The sequence below is a fragment of the Collinsella aerofaciens genome, from assembly GCF_018785265.1.
In the GTDB taxonomy this organism is placed as follows: domain Bacteria; phylum Actinomycetota; class Coriobacteriia; order Coriobacteriales; family Coriobacteriaceae; genus Collinsella; species Collinsella aerofaciens_AI.
In genome coordinates this window covers 72,638-93,894 of the sequence record NZ_WQPK01000036.1, presented here as the reverse complement: position 1 = coordinate 93,894, position 21,257 = coordinate 72,638, and the positions used below count along the sequence as shown (strand labels likewise).

General features: G+C 59.6%; 21 protein-coding genes and 1 riboswitch. Of the genes, 8 read left to right on the top strand and 13 right to left on the bottom strand.

Annotated elements, in window-relative coordinates:
* Positions 1-115: 115 nt before the first annotated feature.
* From GPK42_RS06290 to GPK42_RS06265, 6 genes are all read right to left on the bottom strand, one after another.
* Positions 116-715: a tRNA (cytidine(34)-2'-O)-methyltransferase gene (locus tag GPK42_RS06290; RefSeq protein ID WP_215694269.1), complete on the bottom strand. Its 600-nt coding sequence runs from the start codon at positions 713-715 to the stop codon at positions 116-118.
* A 101-nt stretch (positions 716-816) separates the two neighbouring features.
* Positions 817-1,947: a GTP-binding protein gene (locus GPK42_RS06285; protein WP_215694268.1), complete on the bottom strand. Its 1,131-nt coding sequence runs from the start codon at positions 1,945-1,947 to the stop codon at positions 817-819.
* 86 nt (positions 1,948-2,033) lie between these two features.
* A complete protein-coding gene (locus tag GPK42_RS06280) occupies positions 2,034-2,375 on the bottom strand; it encodes an arsenate reductase family protein (RefSeq protein ID WP_161115304.1) in 342 nt (113 codons plus the stop codon).
* A 17-nt stretch (positions 2,376-2,392) separates the two neighbouring features.
* A complete protein-coding gene (locus tag GPK42_RS06275; protein ID WP_215694266.1) occupies positions 2,393-3,016 on the bottom strand; it encodes a flavodoxin family protein in 624 nt (207 codons plus the stop codon).
* A 111-nt stretch (positions 3,017-3,127) separates the two neighbouring features.
* Positions 3,128-4,657: a diguanylate cyclase domain-containing protein gene (locus GPK42_RS06270; RefSeq protein ID WP_215694264.1), complete on the bottom strand. Its 1,530-nt coding sequence runs from the start codon at positions 4,655-4,657 to the stop codon at positions 3,128-3,130.
* A gap of 127 nt (positions 4,658-4,784) precedes the next feature.
* Positions 4,785-5,042 carry an EAL domain-containing protein gene (locus GPK42_RS06265; RefSeq protein WP_215694262.1) on the bottom strand — a complete coding sequence of 86 codons (258 nt, stop codon included), beginning with the start codon at positions 5,040-5,042 and terminating at the stop codon, positions 4,785-4,787.
* A gap of 167 nt (positions 5,043-5,209) precedes the next feature.
* Here GPK42_RS06265 and GPK42_RS06260 point away from each other — a divergent pair, with 167 nt between their 5' ends.
* Positions 5,210-6,079, top strand: coding sequence for a patatin-like phospholipase family protein (locus GPK42_RS06260; protein WP_215694260.1), 870 nt, complete (start codon positions 5,210-5,212; stop codon positions 6,077-6,079).
* Between the two features lie 112 nt (positions 6,080-6,191).
* On the opposite strand, the gene GPK42_RS06255 is transcribed toward GPK42_RS06260, so the two are convergent.
* From GPK42_RS06255 to thiM, 3 genes are read right to left on the bottom strand one after another with little or no spacing between them, the layout of a single operon-like run.
* A complete protein-coding gene (locus GPK42_RS06255; RefSeq protein ID WP_006234517.1) occupies positions 6,192-6,887 on the bottom strand; it encodes a thiamine phosphate synthase in 696 nt (231 codons plus the stop codon).
* Positions 6,884-7,225, bottom strand: a complete 342-nt coding sequence (locus GPK42_RS06250) for a thiamine-binding protein (RefSeq protein ID WP_006234516.1) — start codon at positions 7,223-7,225, stop codon at positions 6,884-6,886. The genes GPK42_RS06255 and GPK42_RS06250 overlap by 4 nt, the downstream gene beginning before the upstream one ends.
* A 3-nt stretch (positions 7,226-7,228) precedes the next feature.
* The gene (gene thiM / locus GPK42_RS06245; RefSeq protein ID WP_271741844.1) at positions 7,229-8,068 is read right to left on the bottom strand and encodes a hydroxyethylthiazole kinase; all 840 of its coding nucleotides are present in this window, start codon (positions 8,066-8,068) and stop codon (positions 7,229-7,231) included.
* 51 nt (positions 8,069-8,119) lie between these two features.
* A riboswitch (TPP riboswitch) is annotated at positions 8,120-8,230 on the bottom strand.
* A 93-nt stretch (positions 8,231-8,323) separates the two neighbouring features.
* Between thiM and GPK42_RS06240 the strand changes: the two genes are divergently transcribed.
* The 4 genes from GPK42_RS06240 (at position 8,324) to GPK42_RS06225 (ending at position 12,886) form a co-directional block, all read left to right on the top strand.
* Entirely contained in the window at positions 8,324-9,232 is a 909-nt protein-coding gene (locus GPK42_RS06240; protein WP_055286635.1) for an HAD-IIB family hydrolase, read from the top strand.
* Between the two features lie 10 nt (positions 9,233-9,242).
* A complete protein-coding gene (locus GPK42_RS06235; RefSeq protein WP_055286633.1) occupies positions 9,243-10,139 on the top strand; it encodes a LysR family transcriptional regulator in 897 nt (298 codons plus the stop codon).
* Between the two features lie 155 nt (positions 10,140-10,294).
* The gene (locus tag GPK42_RS06230; RefSeq protein ID WP_252200152.1) at positions 10,295-11,428 is read left to right on the top strand and encodes a 5-methyltetrahydropteroyltriglutamate--homocysteine S-methyltransferase; all 1,134 of its coding nucleotides are present in this window, start codon (positions 10,295-10,297) and stop codon (positions 11,426-11,428) included.
* Positions 11,429-11,551: 123 nt separating this feature from the next.
* Entirely contained in the window at positions 11,552-12,886 is a 1,335-nt protein-coding gene (locus tag GPK42_RS06225; RefSeq protein ID WP_215694255.1) for a uracil-xanthine permease family protein, read from the top strand.
* Between the two features lie 60 nt (positions 12,887-12,946).
* Here the strand turns inward: GPK42_RS06225 and GPK42_RS06220 are convergent, their stop codons facing one another.
* Both GPK42_RS06220 and GPK42_RS06215 read right to left on the bottom strand, forming a co-directional pair.
* Positions 12,947-13,612, bottom strand: a complete 666-nt coding sequence (locus GPK42_RS06220) for an alpha/beta hydrolase (RefSeq protein WP_195544252.1) — start codon at positions 13,610-13,612, stop codon at positions 12,947-12,949.
* A gap of 138 nt (positions 13,613-13,750) precedes the next feature.
* Positions 13,751-15,061: an NCS2 family permease gene (locus tag GPK42_RS06215; RefSeq protein WP_215694253.1), complete on the bottom strand. Its 1,311-nt coding sequence runs from the start codon at positions 15,059-15,061 to the stop codon at positions 13,751-13,753.
* Between the two features lie 193 nt (positions 15,062-15,254).
* Between GPK42_RS06215 and GPK42_RS06210 the strand changes: the two genes are divergently transcribed.
* Positions 15,255-15,674 (top strand): peptide deformylase, encoded by a 420-nt coding sequence (locus GPK42_RS06210; protein ID WP_195919495.1) that lies wholly within the window; start codon positions 15,255-15,257, stop codon positions 15,672-15,674.
* Positions 15,675-15,918: 244 nt separating this feature from the next.
* Positions 15,919-16,884, top strand: coding sequence for a choloylglycine hydrolase (gene bsh, locus GPK42_RS06205; RefSeq protein ID WP_195919494.1), 966 nt, complete (start codon positions 15,919-15,921; stop codon positions 16,882-16,884).
* Positions 16,885-16,963: 79 nt separating this feature from the next.
* On the opposite strand, the gene GPK42_RS06200 is transcribed toward bsh, so the two are convergent.
* Both GPK42_RS06200 and GPK42_RS06195 read right to left on the bottom strand, forming a co-directional pair.
* Positions 16,964-19,213 (bottom strand): KUP/HAK/KT family potassium transporter, encoded by a 2,250-nt coding sequence (locus GPK42_RS06200; protein WP_215694248.1) that lies wholly within the window; start codon positions 19,211-19,213, stop codon positions 16,964-16,966.
* Between the two features lie 139 nt (positions 19,214-19,352).
* Positions 19,353-20,264, bottom strand: a complete 912-nt coding sequence (locus GPK42_RS06195; RefSeq protein ID WP_215694246.1) for a DMT family transporter — start codon at positions 20,262-20,264, stop codon at positions 19,353-19,355.
* 118 nt (positions 20,265-20,382) lie between these two features.
* On the opposite strand from GPK42_RS06195, the gene GPK42_RS06190 reads away from it, so the two are divergent.
* Positions 20,383-21,240 (top strand): LysR family transcriptional regulator, encoded by an 858-nt coding sequence (locus tag GPK42_RS06190; RefSeq protein WP_338404340.1) that lies wholly within the window; start codon positions 20,383-20,385, stop codon positions 21,238-21,240.
* The last annotated feature ends 17 nt before the right edge of the window (positions 21,241-21,257 follow it).

Sequence of the window (21,257 nt, the reverse complement as noted above, 5' to 3'; positions counted from 1 at the left end):
GCCCTCCTTTAGCGTCTCGGGTTAACTTCATTTTATTCTAGTTAATTTAAATTAAAAGTGATTAATTACGTTTAACGCTATGGCGGTCGAATGTGACAAAGGGACTGTCCCTTTGTCACATGCCGGCAAAGCCGGTCTGGCGGAGAGCTTCGTAGAGGACGATGGCAGCGCTGTTGGAGAGGTTGAGTGCGCTGATGCGGTAGTCGTCAGGGTTGACGAAGTTGCCGCAGATGTCCTGTTGAAGGATGGCCTCGTGGCTGTCCTCGGTATGCCCCAGCGATTCCTCGTGAGCTTCCCAAGCTTCGGCGTTATCGAGTGAGTCGCAATCGCGCAGCATCGGGATGCGCTCGCAACGCTCGGGCGCCGCGGCAAGCAGTGGCTCGGGAATGCCCGAGCTCTCGCTGCCAAAGACCAAGTAGTCGCCATCGCGGTAGGCACTCTGCGCATAGGTGCGGCGTGCCTTTTTGGTCAGCAGATGCAGGCGTTCGTCGGCAGGGGAGAGACCATTGCGTGCAAGGAAATCCTCCCAGCCGGCATAGGTGGTCACGTCCAAGTTTTGCCAGTAGCCCAGGCCGGCGCGACGTACTGTCTTGTCGTCGAGCGAAAAGCCCAGTGGCTCCACCAGATGTAGACGGGCGCCGGTGACCACGCAGGTACGGCCGATATTGCCCGTATTGGCCGGGATTTCGGGCGCATACAGCACAATGTTGAACATGAATCTCCTTGGCTCAGAACGAAAAACCACCACGAAGGGGACAGGCACCTTCGTGGTGGTTTGGCGGTTACGTAGACAGAAAAATGCCCGCTTGGATAAACCTAGGCGCGGTGCCAGTCGGTCAGGCAGGCATCGAGGGAAGCGATGAGCGCATCCTTGTCCATGTGACGGCCGATGATGCACAGACTCGTCATACGGTCGCCCGTCTCGTCGTCCCAAATCTGCATGATCTCGGGGTTCTCGTCGATGATCTTCTGCTTCTCGCCTTCGGGCGCCGAGTCGACAAACAGGCCGTTCTCCATCAGGCGCATCTGGTGGCCGGCCTGCTCAAACATGTAGCACATGTCCGGATCGCCGGTCTGCCACAGCGGACCCTTGACGCGAATGACCTCGTCGGGCCACTCCTGCTCAACAAAATCGGTGAACTTCTGCAGGTCAAACGGCTTGCGGCGCGAGTACACAAAGGTCTCGATGTCGTACTCGAGCACCTCGGGGTCGTCGTGCTCCTCGGGATGTTCCATGGCATCGATCCAGGCGGCGGAGTTGTAGGCGCGCATAAAGTCGAAGCGGTCGGTGTCGAGCAGCTCCTCCATGGGGACCTCGCCGTTTTGAGCCTCGACAATCACAGCGTCCTTCTGCAGGCTGCGCACGATGGCCTTAAGCTCGGCGATCTGCTCGGGCGTCACGGTATCGGTCTTGTTGAGGATGAGCGTGGAGCAGAACTCGATCTGCTGGATGAGCAGGCTCTCGATGTCGTCCTCGTCGATATCCTCGGCCAGTAGGTCGCGACCGCCGTTGAACTCGTCGTACATGCGGGCGCAGTCGACCACGGCCACGATGTTGTCGAGCGCGAGCTTAGGCTCGCCGCCCACCTTGGCCTCGTCGCAGAAGCTCGAGATGGTGTAGGCGATGGGGATGGGCTCGCAAATGCCCGAGGCCTCGATGATGATGTAATCGAAGTTGCCCGAATCGGCGATGCCCTGCAGCTGGTTGGCCAGGTCATCCGAAAGCGTGCAGCAGATGCAGCCGTTGGTGAGCGGGATGAGGTCGTCGGTCTCGGAAAGGCCGCCGTCGGCGATAAGGCTGGCGTCCACATTGATCTCGCCGATATCGTTGACGATCACGGCGGCGCGGATGCCGCCGTCGTTGGCGAGGATGTGGTTGAGCAATGTGGTCTTGCCGGCACCGAGGTAGCCGGTAAGCATGATGATCTTTACGGGTTTGTTGGGCATGTGCCCTCCTTTGTTAGACATGGCTTACAGTTGAATCATATGCCAAACGCCTGCTCTTATACCCACGCGCTGGCAAATAACACAGGCTACTCCCAGGCTCCCCATACATCGGGGCAATAACCGACGGTGGCCTTTTTGCCGTTGCGCACGATGGGCTCGGCCAAGACCTGCTGATTCTCGAGTAGCTTGTCGAAGCGCTGGCTAGAGGTGAGGTGCTGGATGAGTGCGAGCGTTTCCTCGTCCTTGGCTTTGGGGTTGAGCAGCTTGTCGATACCGCCGACCGCCTGCATCACGCTCGTGAGCTCGCCCTTGCTCATCTCCTTTTCCTTAAGGTCGATAAACTGCACCTTAATGCGGCGCTCCTTAAAATAACGCTGTGCCTTCTTGGTGTCGAAGGACTTCTTGGTGCCAAAAATTTGCACGTTCATGTATTTGTTCCGCCGTTCTACCTGATGAAGTTGGTGCGCTCGCGATCGGCTTCGGGTGCTTCGATGCCGACGGCCTGTCCTGCCTCGATACAATGCAGGAGCCAGGCCATGTTCTTGCCGATGTTGCGCATGGTGGCCAGGCCCTCGGCGTCCTGGGCGGCCTCGCCCGGCATGGCGCCAAACACGTTGTTCCAGTACGTGGAAGCAACCACGGGCATCTGGTTGATGGTGAAGTACTTATTGAGCACGTCGAAGGTGGTCGACGTGCCGCCGCGACGGGCAACGGCGACGGCAGCGCCCGGCTTGTGTGCAAAGGCTTTGCTGCCGGCATAGAATGCGCGATCGAGTGCCGAGAGAATGCGGCCGCTGGGGTGCGCGTAGTAGACAGGCGAGCCAAAGACAAAGCCATCTGCCTGCTCGGCTGCAGCGATGAGCTCGTTCACCACGTCGTCGTCAAAGGTGCAGCGTCCGCCAAGCTTGCCGCACTGACCGCAACCGATGCAGTCGCGAATGGGCTTGGCGCCCAGCTGAAACACCTCGGTATCAATGCCTTCGGCATCAAGTTGCTCTGCGATCTCGGCGAGTGCGCGGGCAGTGTTGCCGTTTGCCTTGGGGCTGCCATTGACCAAAAGAACCTTCATCACAAACTCCCTCTGCTGTCGGTGACTTCTGCGGAGGATTATCGCACGAGAGGGTAGATGACGTGGGGCGCGATGTGAAACGGCTTGTGTTTCACATCGCGCCCCACAACGCTAGTCCAGCTTGGTGCCCGGTACTTGCGGTGCCTCTTTAAGCAACGCTTTGAGCTCGTTCAAAATGGAAACGGGCTGACGGTCGACGCCGTCCAGATGGAGCGTGGCCACGCGAATGGGCGGCTGATATTCAAGCGAGCCGATGAGCACGGGAGAACCCAGGAACCGTTCGATGTCGCTTGCGATCTCGTCGATCGCCTCGGGGCCGAGCTCATCGAAGAGTGCCACGAACATCGGCCCCGTCGAGCGGAACAGGCGGCCCTTGCCGCGCGAACAATCCATGAGGCAGGCGGCGCTTTCGGCGAGCACGCGGTCGCCTGCATCGAATCCAAAGCGAGCATTGACCTCGGCGATATCGTCGACCTTAATGGCAATAAAGCCTGCCTCGTGCGGCACGTGGCGCATCTCTCCAATAGCGTTGACCAGTGCGTGGACATCGCCCAGGCCCGTTACCGAGTCGGTCGTATCCGCTAGGCTTCGGTTGACGATAATGCCCACATACATGCTGGGCTCGGTATCGGTGCCGTCCAAGCGGTAGCCCGTGCAGTCGCAAAGCACGTACGTTCCGGTGGCATCCATTACGCGATACTGCATGTAGTGGAAGTGCCACGTGCTGTTTATCACCATGTCGAGCTCGGCGCGTACGTTGTCGCGGTCCTCGGGATGAACGCGGGCGAGCCACATGTCGAGTGAGTTAAAAGGGTGCTGGGAGGGCAGGTCAAAATCGCGCACGGCGTTAACCGACCATTGCGATTCGCTCGTATCGAGATTGAGGATAAAGGGATAGCGCGTCTCGGAGCTCATGGAGATCGCTTGGAACACCCGGTCGTTGCAGGGAAGCTGTTCGACGATTGGGCGTTGCGGCGCGTCATCGTCTTTCGGTTGCTGTACACGATGCATAAGCTTATAGCGATACATCTTGCGATCGGCATCCATCGTCATCTGGCGACGCGTGTCGCCAGCAAGTGGATCGACGCGCGAGCAGCCAAAGCTAAAGCTGCCGATCATGGGCGCCTTGCCACCTGAGCTCGCCTCGATCAGCCCGGCACGTACCTGCTCCAAGCGCTGCTCGAGTTCAGTCTCGTTTGCGGAGAGCGAGATAAGCACAAACTCGTCTCCACCGATACGGAACAGCATCTCATCGTGCTCCATGGTTTCGGAGAGCGTGCGGCAGATGCCCAGAATATAGCGATTGCCTTCGGCGTGGCCAAACCTATCATTGCAATGCTTGAGATGGTCGATGTCAATATAGGCGCAGGTGAAGGGATCGCCTTTGCGCCAGAGTTGCTCGACGTGACGGTCGAATCCGTTGCGGTTGCCCAAGTTGGTGAGCGGATCGATATAGGCGTTGCGCTCAAGCAGCTGGCGCTCTTGTTGCAGGATGGCATGCGTCTTTTGCAGTTGCTCACCAACGGCGCGTAGCTCAGCAGGCAGCGCGGCAACATCGAGTTCGGCGGTCGAGACGCCGTTCGCAAGTCGCTGAAGATAGGCAATAATCGATTGCTCGCCCAGGCGATATGACTCGTTCATGATGGATAACCTCCTTGGGCGGAACAACGGTTTGTATCATATCCCCAATTTGGTTTGAAGTGGGGATATAAGTTAGCCAATGGGGACAAATGCCCCCTTCGGCGGCGGCGTTTTGCGCGCGAGCGTATCAGTTGTTATTGCCGCCATCGAGCAATGCCTCAAAATTCTTCGCCGGCATGGGGCGGTAGTAGAGGAAGCCCTGAGCGTAGCGGGCGCCCATTTGTCGTAGCATGTTCGCCTGCTCATTTGTCTCGACGCCTTCAACCACGACGGGCAGATGGAGCGACTGCGCCATTTCGAGCATCGATGAAATGATTTGCGTGCTGCGGCCATGATCGCCGTCGGTGGGCACAATCTGCCAAATGTGCTTGTCGAGCGTCACCATAAAGCCGCTTTCCTCGAGTGCGGGGATATGGGTGCACATGCTGTGGGCGGCTATTATTCGACAGGCGGTAGCGCGACGATGCGATGTTCGATAAAAATGCGACTGGGACGATATATGTTGACGGGTATACTTGTCCCGGTTTAAAACGCAGGAACGGAGATGGTCGCATGGCACAGTCAAATATGACGCGCACGGTGGGGCTGGCGCTCGAGGGAGGCGGCTACCGCGGTATGTATACGGCGGGCGTGCTCGACGTTTGGATGGAGCACGGTTTGACCTGCGACCATATGGTGGGCGTCTCGGCGGGCGCGGCATTTGGCTACAACTTTAAATCGCGCCAGATCGGCCGCGCCATTCGCTATAACAAGGCCTATTGCGCCGACAAGCGCTATGCGAGCGTGACCAGCTGGCTGCGAACCGGCGATATGTTCAATGCCGACTTTGCTTATCACGAGGTGCCTATCGAGCGCGATCCCATCGACTTGGAGGCGTATCGCGCCTGCCCCATGCGATTTACGTGCGTGTGTACCGATATCGAGACGGGCAAGGCCGTCTACCACGACCTGCCGTATGGCGACGAGCGCGATATCGAGTGGATCCGGGCGTCGTCGGCAATTCCCGTGGCGACGCGTCCTGTCGCCATTGAGGGCCGCAAGTACCTGGATGGCGGCGTGGCTGATTCTATTCCCAGTGCATGGCTGTTTGCTCAGGGGTATGACCGCAATATCGTGGTGCTCACGCAGCCGGCGGGCTTTGTGAAGCGGCCCAACAGCGTGATGCCTATGCTGCGTCGCGTGTTCCGTCACTATCCGGAGTTTGTCGCAGCGCTTGAGCATCGGCATGAGGTCTACAATGCCACGCTCGATGATTTGGCACGTCGTGAGGCCGCCGGCGATATCTTTGTGGTGCGTCCGAGCGAATCGGTGAAAGTGCCGTCGCTGTGCCGCGAGCCCGATGAGCTCGAGCGCATCTATCAGATTGGTCGTCGCGATGCTGAGGCGACCTTGCCGGCACTGGAGACATATCTGGCAGGGTAGAGGCCGCTGCCGCCATCTCGGCGGAAAGCGCATCCCGGAATGGAGGTCCAAACTGGGATGCGCTTTCCATTGCTGAAGATGTGAGGCTGCGGATCAGCTGCTCGGCTTATGCCTATGCCTGCTGCCAAGTGTCGACGAGCTCCTTGGCCGCGGCGTAGGGGTCATCGGCGCTGCAGACGGCACTCACCACAAAGAAGCCGTCGACGCCGGTGGCCTTGAGCTGCGGCAGGTCGGCCGTCTTGACGCCGCCGCCCACCACGATGGGCACGGGGCTTGCCGCGTGGAGTGCGGCCAGGTCCTCAAAGCTCTTGGTGATGATAGAGCCGTCGGCCGCGCGTCCGCAGTCGCGCTTGGTCTCGGTCTCGTGGAGCGGGCCGATGCCCAGGTAGTCGACCAGGCTCATGTCGGCGGTCTTGACGTACTCGAGCATCTCCTCGCAACGGGCCGAAAGGCCCACAATGGCATCGGGGCCCAGCAGCTTGCGGCAGACCTCGACGGGAATGTCGCTCTGGCCTACGTGCACGCCGTCGACGGCAATGCCCTGCTCGCGCGCGGCGAGTACACAGTCCAGACGGTCGTCGATTAACAGGGCGACCTGACCGGTCTTGCCAGCCTGTGCGATTGCCTGCGCGGCGTCGCCGGTCAGTGCAATGATCTCGCGGGCGCTTGCCACCTTGGAGCGCACCTGGATACAGGTAAAGCCTGCGTCGAGCGCCTGGGCCACCACATCGCCCACGGGGCGCCCGAGGGTGTTTTCGGGGCCGAGTACCAGATAGGCCGAGATATCAAGGTTGTCGCGGATGCTCATCGTGCTTCCTCCTGCTTCTTGATCTGTGCTTCCATGCGCTCGAGCTTGCCGGTCATGGTGTCGGTAAATCCGGGTCGAATATCGGCTTTGAGCACGACTTCGGTGCGGATTCCCTTGCTCGCCAACACAAAGGTTGCGTCGCGCACGACCTGCATGACCTCGTCCCAGTCGCCCTCGATCTCGGTGAACATCGAGGTGGTGCGGTTGGGAAGGCCGCTCTCGCGTATGACGCGTACGACCTCGGCGACCTCGGCGGACAGCTCGTCGCCGGTGCCGCACGGGGCGATGGCCACGGCGATGAGCGTGTTCATTCCGGCATTGGTTGCGGGCTCGGACATGGCTTACGCCTCCTCGAGCTCGAGCTGGTTGTTGGCGATGTCCTGGGCGCTCGCGCGGTAGAGCTCGTCGATAAAGGCGACCTTAAAGCTTGCCGGGGCGTCGGCGACAGCGGCGGCACGCGTGCCGGCAACGTTGTAGACCGCGGTGCCGCAGATGGCTGCCGTAAACGGGTCGGCGGCGCAGGCATACACGGCCAGCACGCCGCCCTGCGAGCAGCCGCAACCGGTGATCTTGGACATGAGCGGGCTGCCGCCGTGGGACTTGGCCACGGTTGTGCCATCGGTAATCAGGTCGACTTCGCCCGAGACCACAACGGCGCCGCCGGTGTAGCGGGCGAGCGCCACGGCGGCATCGCGGGCAGCGTCTACCGTGTCGGTGGTATCGACACCGCGCACGCGGCTCAGATCGGCCGCCTCGCCCTCAAGACCCCACAGGCCGGCGAGCGCGATGATCTCGGAGGCGTTGCCGCGCACGATGGCGGGCTTGTACTGCTTGAGTTCGTTTACCAACTGGGTGCGCAGGCTACCGATGCCCAGGCCCACCGGATCGAGCACCCAGGGCTTGCCGGCGTCGTGTGCCGCCTTGGCCGCGCGGGGAATTGTCTGCTCGTAGATGGGGAAGAGCGTGCCCATGTTGAGATAGATGGCGCCGCCGCCGGCAACGAGCGCTTCGCCCTCGTCGGGCAGATAGACCATGGCGGCCGATCCGCCCACGGCGAGCTGTGCGTTGGCGACAAAGTCGATCGTCACCGTGTTGGTGATGGAGCCGGCCATCGGATTGGTGGCGCGAATTTCCTCTACGGCCTTGACCATATGTTGCTTAAGCTGTTCCGAATCAATCACTGCACATGCCTCCTTGGCATAGAAAAGGGGCGCTGTGCATAGACAGCGCCCCTGTAAAGGCGGCATGCTCCCTACGCCAGCATTAACTGACAGGTTCAAAGGATTGGGCCCCATGCCCTCTCAGCCTTGTGGTTTGCACCGCCGGCACTCCCGCATCGAATCTGTTGTTCCCTATACTAGCGCACCTGCCAAAAGGGGACAGGTTTATTTTGGCAGGTCGTTACAATAGGTAGGACCGATACGAATGGGGGCCTTATGATTAAACTTGTGCTGACCGATATGGACGATACGCTGATTCCAGCCGGGCATGACGGCGCCAGCGACTACGCCATTGAGGGTATTCATGCCATGCAGGCGGCGGGTCTGCACTTTGGGCCGGTTTCGGGTCGTCAGCCGTCCGCGATGGGCTGGATGTTCAAAAACCGTTCCGAGTGTTTTTCGACCGGTGCGTTCTGTAACGGCCAGGTGATGTTTGTCGACGGCGAAGTAGTCGCTTCGCGCGCAATCGACAACGATGCTCTGATGCGTTTGGCTGACTATCTGGAGCAAGAGACCGACGATACATTTCTAAAAGTCTACAGCCTGGGCGATGACTTTTGGGGCAACGATGCCTATTGCGTGACGAGCAATCCCGAGCGTGTGCGTCGCGCTATGGAGTCGGGCGGCAATGCGTGGCTCAAAGGCGAAGAGGCCCCGTGTCGTCCCGTCGTCGATGGCGCGCCGGTGTTTAAGGCGAATATCTGGAGTGCCCGTTCGCGTGAGGAGCTCGCGGAGCTACGCGAGCGCGTTGCCGTTGAGGTGCCGGAACTCTCGCTTGTGTTTCCCAACAACCGAGTGCGCCTGTTCGACATCCTTCCGGATGGTTGGGACAAGGGCTGCGCTGCGCTGGAGCTGGCGCGCGCCTTGAGCCTGACGCCCGACGAGGTGGCCGTATTTGGCGATTCCGATAACGATCTGCCCATGATCGATGCCGTTCCCAACTCCGTTGCAGTCGCCAATGCCAACGAGGCCGTCACGGCTGCCGCGCGCTGGCATATCGGCGCCGCGGTGGATGATGCGGTCGCCGGAGTCCTGCATCAGATTGCCGCCTGCGCCGCGACGGGGGAGATGCCGCCGTTTATGCGCCTGCCGGGTACTGCCGACGCGAATCTCACTAACAGCTAAGGAGACAGCCATGAAGCTCCAGCAGCTCAGATATGTCGTCAAAGTTGCCGAATGCGGCAGCATTACCGAGGCCTCGCGCCGGCTCTTTGTGTCGCAGCCTTCGATTACCGCGTCGATTCGCGATCTCGAAAACGAGATGGGTGTGCACATCTTTGAGCGCACCAACAAGGGCGTCATTGTGTCCGAGGAAGGCGAGACCTTCTTGGGCTATGCGCGCCAGGTACTCGACCAGGCCGACCTGCTCGAGGGCAAGTACAAGGGCGCATCCGAGCAGGTGCCGCACTTTAGTGTGAGCTGCCAGCATTATTCCTTTGCCGTCAACGCGTTTGTCGACGTGATCCGCGAGTTCGATGCCGCGCGCTACGACTTTACCCTGCGCGAGGAACAGACCCACGAGATTATCGAGGATGTCGCGCACATGAAAAGCGAGCTGGGCATCCTATATCTGTCCGAGCACAACCGCGAGGTCATCGAGCGCATGCTGGTGGCCAACGAGCTCGTGTTCGAAGGACTCTTCTGCGCCACGCCGCATGTCTTCGTCTGCGCCGACCATCCGCTGGCGGACCGCTCCAGCGTGACGCTCGAGGATCTGGAAGACTACCCGTTCCTGTCCTACGAGCAGGGCAGCTACAACTCGTTTTACTATTCCGAGGAGCTGACCTCGACGTTCGAGCGTCGCAAAAATATCCGCGTGCGCGACCGTGCGACGTTGTTCAATTTGGCCATGGGCCTCAACGGCTACACGGTATGCTCGGGCGTGATCAGCCACGAGCTCAACGGCCCCGGCATTATCTCGATTCCGCTCGACGTGGACGAGTACATGGAGATTGGCATCATCACGCGCAAGAACACGACGCTTACGCGCTACGGTCGGGCCTATATCGACGCGATTCGTCAGCATATCTAGGCTGCTGTGCTCCGCACGGTTCAAGTCTCTTTATGACAGTCCAGACTGATATAGGAAACATCTATATCAAACTGTTATAAACGTATATTTTACGATGGTCATATGAGCGCTCATACTCTGTCCCAGTAAAGCAACCAATGCAAAGGGAGATATCTATGAGCACTTCGATTCAACCGAACGCGCCGTTTCGCGCCGATATCGTCGGCAGCTTTCTTCGTCCGCAGGCTGTAAAGGACGCCCGTGCCGCCTATGTCGCGGGTAAACTCGACGCTTCCGGCCTTAAGGCCGTCGAGGACGATGCCATTCGCGATTTGGTGGCCAAGCAGAAGGCCGCCGGCCTGCAGGTGATCACCGATGGCGAGTTCCGCCGCAGCTACTGGCACCTCGATTTTATGTGGGGCCTTAACGGCATTGAGCGCCGCACCTCACGCACGGGTTATATGTTCCATGATGAGGAGACGACGGCCGACACCGCCGTGGTTACTGGTCCCATTAGCGGCGAGAACCACCCGTTCGTCGAGCATTTTAAGTTCGTCAAGGCGCTTGAGGGGGAGGGCCAGGTCGCACGCCAGACCATTCCGGCGCCGATCCAGACGTTCTCTGAGGTCACGCTCGATCGCTGCGACGGCCAGCAGGAGAGCCTGCGCGCTGTCTATAAGACCGATGAGGAACTTGCCGACGCCATTGCGGCCGCTTATCGCACGGTGATCGCCGACCTGTACGCAGCAGGCTGCCGCAACATCCAATTTGATGACTGCACCTGGGGCATCTATTGCGATACCGACTTTGTGTCCAAGACCGGCATGAGCCCGGTTGACCTGCAAAAGGTGAGCGAGCTGGGCGTGGCGCTCAACAATGCCGCCATCGCGGGCAAGCCCGACGATCTGGTTATCAACACGCACGTGTGCCGCGGCAACTATCACTCCACGTATGCCTTCGAGGGTGGTTACGATCCCATTGCGCCGTACCTGTTCGTACATGAGAACGTTGACGCGTTCTACCTTGAGTTCGATACGCCACGCGCCGGTGGCTTTGAGCCGCTCAAGTACGTTGCTCCCGGCAAGAAGGTCGTGCTGGGTCTGGTGACCACCAAGGCGGCTGAGCTTGAGGACGAGGACGTTATCGTCGAACGTATCCACGAGGCCGCAAAGTATGTGCCGCTCGAGAACCTGTACCTGTCGCCCCAGTGCGGCTTTGCCAGCTGCGAGATTGGCAACAAGCTGACCGAGGACGAACAGTGGGCAAAGATCGCGCTGGTCAAGCGCATTGCCGAGCGCGTTTGGAAGTAACGCTACCGCTTGCAGGTGACGGCGCGCGCGAGACATGACGTATCACGTACAATGGTCCGGATCGTATCGTTCGGGCAGGTTATCCGATATGCCTGATCGCCCTTCCATCATGAAAGGACTTCCATGTCCCAATCCTCGACGCCCGCCGTCACCGATGCCATCTACGATGCATCATCGCTCGGCCGCCCGCGCATGTTCGTGTTGGGTTTGCAACACATGTTTGCGATGTTCGGAGCCACGGTGCTCGTGCCCGTGCTCACCGGCCTTTCCGTTTCGGCGACGCTTCTGTTCGCCGGCATCGGCACGCTGCTGTTTCATTTTCTATCGCGTGGTAAGGTGCCCGCGTTTCTGGGCTCGTCGTTTGCCTTTATCGCGGGTTATGCCGCCATTGCATCCAACGGCGAGGCCGAGCTTTTGCCCTACGCTTGCCTGGGCGTTGCCTGCGCCGGCCTGCTCTATCCGGTGCTGGCGGCGCTGTTCCGCGCATTTGGCGCCAAACGTGTCATGCGCTTCTTTCCGCCGGTGGTGACCGGCCCCATCGTCATTTCCATCGGCCTGATCCTAGCGAGCTCTGCCATTGCCAACTGTCAGACCAACTGGCTTGTCGCCGTTATCGCTGTGGCCGTGATCATCATCTGCAACATCTGGGGCCGCGGCATGGTCAAGATCGTGCCGATTCTGCTGGGCGTGGTGGTGAGCTATGCCGTTGCGGCTGCGTTGGGTGAGGTCGACTTCTCTGGCGTCGCAGCTGCCCCCTGGGTTGGCTTGCCCGTCGTGTGGGACAACACCGTGTTTGCGCTCTTTGGACCGCAGCTCGATAGCGGTCTTGCCACGACGGCCATCATCACCATCATGCCGCTGGCCTTTGCGACCATGATTGAGCACATTGGCGATATCTCCGCCATTGGCTCTACCTGCGAACGCAATTACATTGCCGATCCCGGTCTGCACCGTACCCTGCTCGTCGATGGCCTGGCGACCATCTTGGCATCGCTCTTTGGCGCCCCCGCCAATACGACGTATGGCGAGAACACTGGCGTGCTTGCCCTGACGCGCGTGTTCGACCCGCGCGTGATTCGCATTGCCGCCTGCTGCGCCATCGTGCTTTCGTTCTGCCCCAAGTTTGCTGCCGTGATCGCCGCCATGCCGGCGTGTGTAATCGGCGGCGTGTCGCTCGTGCTCTACGGCATGATCAGTGCCGTGGGCGTTCGCAACCTTATCGAAAACCAGGTTGATTTCCAGAACAACCGCAATGTGCTGGTTGCGGCTTTGGTGCTCGTGCTTTCGCTCGGCATTGCCTACAGTACCGCCGGTGCCATCGTGCTGGAGCTGGGCGGCGTGACGATTTCGCTTTCGGGCCTTGCCGTGGGCTCGCTGGTGGGCATTGTGCTCAACGCCATCCTGCCCGGTAATGACTTTGAGTTCGATACTTCCGAGCTTGAGGAGACTACTGAATAGTAGCTGCGTTCAGCCAAATTAAAAATGGCGTCCATGCGTATGTGCGCGTGGACGCCATTTTTAATGCGTCAGTATCCAGTGGATGCCGCGCGCCATGCGCAGGTCAGTTTGGGCAAAATGATTGCCGGGGTTGAGCTCCAGCGTTGTTGGGATGTCGCGCTCGATAAACAGCTTTTCCATCGCGCGCGTATCGTCGAGTACGTGCCGCATCATGCGGTTGGGCGTCTTGGTTTCCTTTTTACCGAGCGACAGATAGGCGGCGTCGGGCGTAGCCGTCATCGTGCGCTCGCGCGCGTAGTCGATAAAGCCGGGGAACCACAGCGACCCCGATGCACTCGCCACGCGCTCAAAGACATCTGTTTGCCAAAGTGCCCACAGTGCAAAAAGACCCGCCAACGAGTAGCCGGCAACGCCGCGCCAGGCGGGCGGTTGCGGGAGCGATGATTCGGCCTGGGGGATTATCTGCTTCAACAACTCGTCAAGAAAACCAGCAGCCTGTCCGCCAAAGGGCTCGGCATCTCGTATAGTTCCGTCGCATTCCCAGGGACTCAGCTCGCGATTCCAATCGAGCCCTCCAATGGCGACAAGGGTGAACGGCGGGCAGTCGAGCTCTCGGCAGCGCTCGTAGACTTCACTACCGTTGCCCATAACCACGGGGAGATAGATGACGGGCGCGCCTTCCGCACACTCTGAATAAACGGTTATCTGCTTATGATGCGCTTCCAAGGCAGGCTTCTCTCAGTGTTGTGATAATTGACAGCCTCAATTGTCGCACGCTGACACGGGGGCAGACGCTAAAAGAAAGGCGCGGAGCCGCTCGATGCGATTCCGCGCCTTGTTGTTTTGCTTTAGCAGACTATGCCGTTACGCCACGAAGAAGTAGACGAGGAAGGCGAGGGCTGCGATCCACATGAGCGGCTTGATCTTGGAGGCCTCGCCCTTAAAGAGCGCGACGACCACGTAGGCGATAAAGCCCAGGCCAATGCCGGCAGAGATGGAGTAGGTGAAGGGCACGCCGGCGACAATCATGAACGCCGGGAAACCCTGCGACACGTCGGACCAGTCGATCTCGGAGGCCTCGCTCATCATGAGGTAGCCGACGTAGACCAGAGCACCGCAGGTGGCGGCGCTGGAAACGATGGTGACGATGGGGGAGAAGAACGCGGCGAGAATGAACAGCACGCCGGTGGTGACGGAGGTGAGGCCCGTGCGGCCACCGTCAGCGGCGCCGGAAGTGGACTCGACGAAGGTGGTGATGGAGGAGACACCCATGAAACCGCCCACAGCAGCGGCGGCGGAGTCGACGATCAGGATCTCCTTGATATCCTCGACGTTGCCGTCGTCGGTGAGGAACTCGCCCTGCTTGGCCACGGCCATCGCGGTGCCCATGGTGTCGAAGAAGTCACTCATGAGCAGCGAGAACGAGATGACGAGGAGCGCGGGGTCGGTAAGGACCTTGACGATGGCGGGCATGCCGCCGGCGTCGGCGATGGGGCCACCGATGCTCGAGAAGTCGAGCGGGGCGATGATACCGGTCGGAGCCTGGGTCACACCTAGGGGGATACCGGCGATGACGGCGACGACGATGCCGATGAGCAGCGAGCCCGGCACGTTGCGGGAAGCCAGGGCAACCGTCACGACGATGGAGATGATGCCGACGATAAAGGTGGGGGAGGCGATGTCGCCCAGGCCGACGAGCGTACCGGCGCCAGCGGTGATGATGCCAGCGTCGCACAGGCCGATCATGGCGATAAACAGGCCCAGACCCACCGAGATGGCATGACGCAGGACAACCGGGATGGCGTCCATGATGGCCTCGCGCAGGCCACAAAGCACGAGCAGCAAGATGACGACGCCCTCGAGGAAGATGACGCTCATGGCCACGTGCCAGTCACCGCCGCAGACGGTGGTGGTGATTCCGGCGATCATCGCGTTGACGCCTAAGCCCGACGCGCAGGCGAGCGGGCGGTTGGCGAAGATGCCCATGCAGATGGTCATGATGCCGGCGCCCAGGCAGGTGGCGCAGGCGAGCGCTCCCGCATCGATGCCAGCGCCCGAGAGCACCGCGGGGTTGACGGCGATGATGTAGGCCATCGCCAGGAATGTTGTCAGTCCAGCGCGGAGTTCGGTCCCGATTGTGGACTTGCGCTCACTGACGTGAAAAAGTTCGTCCATGCATACCCTTTCCTTGTTCGGCCCCGAGTTTAGGCCGATTGACACGAACTCAACTACTATAGCCCCTTTACGACGCTGTTGTTCCTCGCATGTTGATGTTCGGCGCTTTGTAACGGACGGGCGGTATTTTCCGTATGAAAATGTGTGGGTACCGTATACTTAAGCGGTTACAACGACCCCTATGGAGGAATGTATGATTAAAGAGCTCTGCCACGACGAGGCTATCCTGTCCCAGCGTTGCGAGGTTGCGACCGTCGAGGACGAGTCGGTTGCTCAGGATCTGATCGATACCATCAAGTCGCTCGACGATGCCGGCTGCCTTGCCGCTAACCAGATTGGCGTCACCAAGAAGGTTTGCGTCTACCTGGACGATGCCGGCGAGCCCCACGTGCTCTACAACCCCCGTCTGGTGTTTGGCCTGGGCGCCAGCAAGATGGAGGAGAGCTGCCTGACGCACGAGGAGGTCACCAAGTCCACGCGCTACATCAAGTGCAAGGTTGCCTTTGACCAGATCGTCGACGGCAAGATGAAGGAGTGCCGCCGCGACTATGCGGGCTTTGAGGCACAAATGGTCCAGCATATGATCGACCACTGTCTAGGAAAGTTGGTCTAAGGGGATCAAAGCACCGCACCTTGCCGCTCAATCGTCGCTTGCGTACCGTTAGTACGCGGCGCTCCTCTTTCGTGGCAATCTGCGGCACTTTGACCCCTTAGACGACCTGCGGGGTTAACTTGGTTGAGTTTATCCAGCTTGAATAGTCCGGGCGTGACATTGTTGTCATGTCCGGGCTTTTGTGTTTAGCGCCTTTTTGTTTGGAGACAATGAAATTAGCAAGAACGTAAAGCTAGGAGGCGCTATGTGTACGAGTATTCGATTTACCGATAATTCTGGCCACATGTATCTGGGCCGCAATCTCGACTGGAGCTTTGACTACGGCCAACAGGTTCGCGTGATGCCGCGCGGGTTTCACATTCCGTATTCGTTTATCGACGACGCGACAGCGGCACACGCGGTGATCGGTATGTGCATCGATTACAAGAACTATCCCATGTTTTTCGATTGCGGTAACGATGCGGGTCTCGCCGTAGCGGGCCTCAATTTCCCGGGTTATGCCGAGTATGCCGAGGGGCCGGTTGATGGAAAGACCAATATCGCGGCCTATGAGTTTCCCCTGTGGGTGGCAGCGACGTTCTCGACGGTCGATGAGGTCGAGGCCGCGCTGCGCGACACGGTGATTGTTGCCAAATCTGCCGGAGAGGGACTGGGCGTGTCGCTGCTCCATTGGATTATCGGCGACAGCCAGCGCAGCATCGTGGTCGAGATGATGGCTGACGGCCTGTATGTGTACGACGATCCGGTCGACACCCTTGCCAACCAGCCGACCTTCCCGTGGCACATGGAAAACCTCCGCACCTATATCACCGCCACAAGCGATTTTCCGCAGACGGCGACATGGCGTGGCGCCGAGCTCAAGCCCTATGGCGCGGGTGCCGGCATGCGCGGTATTCCGGGTGACTGCTATTCGCCGAGCCGTTTTGTAAAGGCGGCGTACCTCAATGCCAATTATCCGCAAAAGGAGAGCGAGACCGAAAACGTCGTTCGCATGTTCCGCTCGCTCGAGGGCGTGGTGATGATCGAGGGAGCGTCCAGGATGGGCGATGGCAAGTTCGAGAAGACTATCTACACCGGATGCTTTAGCGCGCGCACGGGCAATTATTACTACGCGATGTATGGGGATCCGTCGATTCGCTACGTGAGCCTGATGGATGCCGAGGGCGCAAGCCCCGATAGGCTCGTGGTTCCCGAGCCGCGTCGTTCGTAGCCGTTAGCTTTACTGCAATGCAAAGCGGCCCTGCGTCTCTCGTGAGGTGCAGGGCCGCTGTCGTTGATTTATGACGTCGCTAGAAGTTGGCGTCGTTGAGCTGGGTGCTCTCGAGTCCGTCGAGTTGCTGTTGCTCGGGCGTATCGGCGACGCTCTCGAGCAGCTCGGTGGGATCGACGTTCATGCTCTTGCCGGCCTCGTTGCCGTTGACCAGGTCGTCCGAGAAGATGTCGACTTCCATTTCCTCGGCCTCTTCAATCTGAACCTCGAGCGGCACCTGGGTGCGCACGAGCTTAACGGCCGGGCGCATGCGGGCAAACAACGGCACGTACTCGATGATGATGGCAGAGTTCTCGAGACCGTACCAGCGCGCCGGGCTTCCGCAAGCGCGGCGGACGGCGTACTTGATGGCCATCACGCGGTGGTCATTGCGGTTGATGTCCGTTTCGGGGGCAAGCATCTTGCGCAGCATGCAAAAACGGAAGTCGCCCACGTTGCCGCGTGTCTCGTAGATGGAGTAGGTGTGATGTTGCGGCGGCAACTCACCCGATGCCATCAGGTCGCCAACGATCTGGCGCAGGTAGGCGTTGATGCGCTGATTGACCTTAAAGCCCAGGTCCAAGCGTACGCGGAACAGGAAGTCTGTGCCAAAGGTCTCAACGGAATACTCGTGCGTATAGGGCTCGTCGGTAACGTGTACGTTGATGAACCAATATGCCTTGGCGCGCTTGGGGTGCTTGTCCAGGATGGAATAGAGCACGTCGCGGTCGAGCGTGAGCGGGTCGGGGCTGTTGGTGAGGAACACCAGATTGTCGGCGAGCACGGGGTAGGTCTCGTCGTTGCGCAGGCGGTTGAGCTGATCGATGTACTTGGAGACGGGCAGCAGGATCGTTTGCGTGCGCTCGATGGCGGTGCCGCGGCGCCACACATACATAAGGCCGAACAGCAGCGCGGCCAGGAAGATCATGACGTAGCCGCCGTCAAAGAACATAGTGAGGCACGAGGCGAAGAAGCACAGCTCAATGGCACCAAAGAGCAGGGCGAAGACGCAGGCACCCAGCTTGTGCTTGAGGATGCCGGCGATATAGCTCGTCAGCAGTGTGGTGGTCATGAGCATGGTCACGGTGATGGCGAGGCCATAGGCGCTTTCCATGCGCTCAGAGTTTTGGAATAGCAGCACGATGAAGATGCAGCCGACCCACATGATGTTGTTGACGAGCGGAATATAGAGCTGGCCCTTGGTGTCGCTGGGGTAGTGGATGCGCAGGTGCGGCATAAGGTTGAGGCGCGTTGCCTCGGATACCAGCGAGAACGAGCCGGTGATGAGCGCCTGCGAGGCGATGATGGCCGCCACGGCCGAAAGCACGATGGCAAAGGGGCGCAGGGGCTCGGGGAGCATCATATAGAACGGGTTGACGATATCCATTGCGAGCATCTGGGGGTTGGAGTTATTGGCGAGCAGCCAAGCGCCTTGACCCAGATAGTTGAGGATGAGGGCCGCTTTAACAAACGGCCAGGATGCATAGATGTTTGCCTTGCCCACGTGGCCCATGTCCGAGTAGAGCGCCTCGGCACCGGTTGTCGACAGAAAGACAAAGCCGAGCACCATGATGCCCGAGTGGTTGATGGGCGAGAACAGGAACATGATGCCGCGGATGGGGTTGAGCGCGCGCAGGATGGACGGGTTGCCGAGCATGTTGAACAGACCGGCGCCAGCCAAGAACAGGAACCACAGCGTCATGAGCGGGCCGAACAGCTTGCCGATCGACGAGGTACCGGCGCGTTGCATGGCAAACAGGCCGCAGATAATGATGATGGTGATGATGATTACATTGGTCTGGCCGTCACCCAAAAGCGCATGGCCCCACTCGATAGTGCGCAAGCCCTCGATGGCCGTGGTAACCGTGACGGCGGGGGTGAGGATGCCGTCGGCGAGCAGCGCCGCGCCGCCGATCATGGCAGGTAGGATCAGCCATGGTGCTACTTTTCGCACCAGGCTAAACAGGGCGAAGATGCCGCCTTCGTTGTGGTTATCGGCCTTCATGGCGATTACCACGTACTTGACCGTGGTCACGAGCGTCATGGTCCAGATGACGAGCGAAAGCGCGCCCAGAATCATGTCCTCGCTGACGGTGCCGATGCCGCCGTTGTTGGCGACGATTGATTTCATGGTGTACATGGGGCTCGTGCCGATGTCACCATAGACGACGCCGAGCGTTACGAGCAGCATGCCAGCGGAGAGGGGAATGGCTCCGTGCCCGCCTTGACCATGCTGGTCTTGGGGGCTTGCCTCCAGTTTGTTGTGTGCCACGTGGACTCCCTTGGACATCTGGTTATCTGTCTAGGACAGATAATCTTTATGCCGTCTTTATATATACAAGAGCAGTTTGGCACATCGGGTTATTTTAGACAATAATCTTCAGCTGGGGATTATTTATCTACGCAGGTAGCATTCAAAGCAGGGGCTTTTAAGCACGCACTGTCTGGGCGATGCCAGCCTTGGCGTTTGCGCGTTTGCCGGCGAGTTCGCAAAAAATCGCGCCGCCGATGATAAGTGCGGCGCCCGTCAGGCGGATCGGTGTTATGGCTTCGCCTAAAAGGACGGCCGAGAACACGACCGCCGAAAGCGGCTCGAGGTAGCCGACGACCGCGACGGTCTGAACGGGCAGCTTGGCGACAGCACTAAAATAGAGCAGGCAACCGATGCCGGTGTTGACGACGCCGAGCATGATGACGGCGCGCCAATCAATACTGGCGGCGACACCGGCGGACAGGAATGAGGGAGCGCCCTGCGTGATGAGCGTGAGGACCAGCGCGGTCGCAAAGGCGGCGCTCACCTGGAGCGTGGAGTTCTCGAGGCCTTCGATGTGTGGCGCACCCTTGCTAGCGATGACCATCAGCGCATAGCAAAATGCCGAGGCGATACCGCAGACGATACCCGCAATGGGCATATTGCCGCCTAGACCTTGCGCTGCAATGAGAAAAGCACCACAAGCAACGGCGACAAAGCCGGCGATTTTGCCGCCGGTCAGCTTTTCGCCAAAGATGAGCGGGGAGAGCGCCATGACAATGATGGGGCCGCAGTAGTACAGCAGCGAGGATACGCCGACGCCGATCGTCTGGTAGGCGCGGAACAGAAAAATCCAGCTGGCGCCTAGCGCGGCTCCCGAGAGGAGGAGGGCTGCGGCTTCGCGGGGGCGAGATGGCGCCTGCAACTTATGGCGTTGGGTGACGGCGAGAATGGTGACAAGCGAGAGTGCGCCCAAAAACGTGCGTAGTAGCACGATATCCGAGCTCGGCAGCGCGATGGCAGCGGCGATGATGCCGTTGGAGCCAAACAATAGCAATGCTGCTAAGTACGTAAACAACCCGTTGTTCATGCGCTGACATCCCTTCTATATCTGAGCATCTTCACTATGGGTGAACTGGTTTTAGAAGAAAAGCGAATATAATGCATAGATAACATGACAAAAACTCATGCAAAGGTGGAGGGGCGCCGTGGAAACGAATATTCAAAAGATGCAGGCGCTGCTGGAGACGGTGCGCGCCGGAAGCTTTACGCGTGCTGCCGAGCGCCTGAGCTATTCGCAGTCGGGCGTGAGCCGCATGGTGGCCGATCTTGAGGCCGATTGGGGCTTTAAGGTGCTCGACCGCAGTCGCGAGGGCGTAGTGCTTTCTGCCGACGGGCGGCAGGTCATGCCGGCTGTCGAGGCGCTCTGCGAGGAATTCACTCGCTTGCAGCGACGGGTGGATGAGATGCGCGGGCTCATGCGCGGCAAAATCTGCATCGGTACGTTTTCGAGTGTGGCGACCCACGTGCTGCCGCCGGTGATTGCGCGCTTTCGCGCCGATCATCCGGATGTCGATTACGAGCTGCTGATGGGTGATTACTCCGAGATTGAGCAATGGGTGGCGGAAGGCCGCTGCGACCTGGGCTTTATCCCGCGTGAGCCACGAGAAAACGGCATGGCATCGCGGTCTTTGGTGCGCGACGAGTTGATGGCGGTAGTGCCGGCAGATTCTTTGCTTGCCACGGCGGAGGTCGTTTCTCTTGCCGATTTAGCCAACGAGCAGTTTATTCTGCTAGAACGCGGCACCGATGACGAGATTACGCCGCTGTTCCGTCGGGCGGGGCTGACGGTGTGCTCCAAGCTGTCGACCTGGGATGATTATGCGATTATGGCTATGGTCGAGGACGGCCTGGGCGTGAGCATTCTTCCCGCGCTCATCTTGCGCCGCTGTCAGTTCGATGTTGCCGTGCGACCACTCGAGGGACATCCCCATCGGCAGATCAATGCGATATATCGCACGGCTGACGTTTCTCTTGCCGCTGCTCGATTCCTTGAATACCTCTAAACGTGTGCACGTCATTG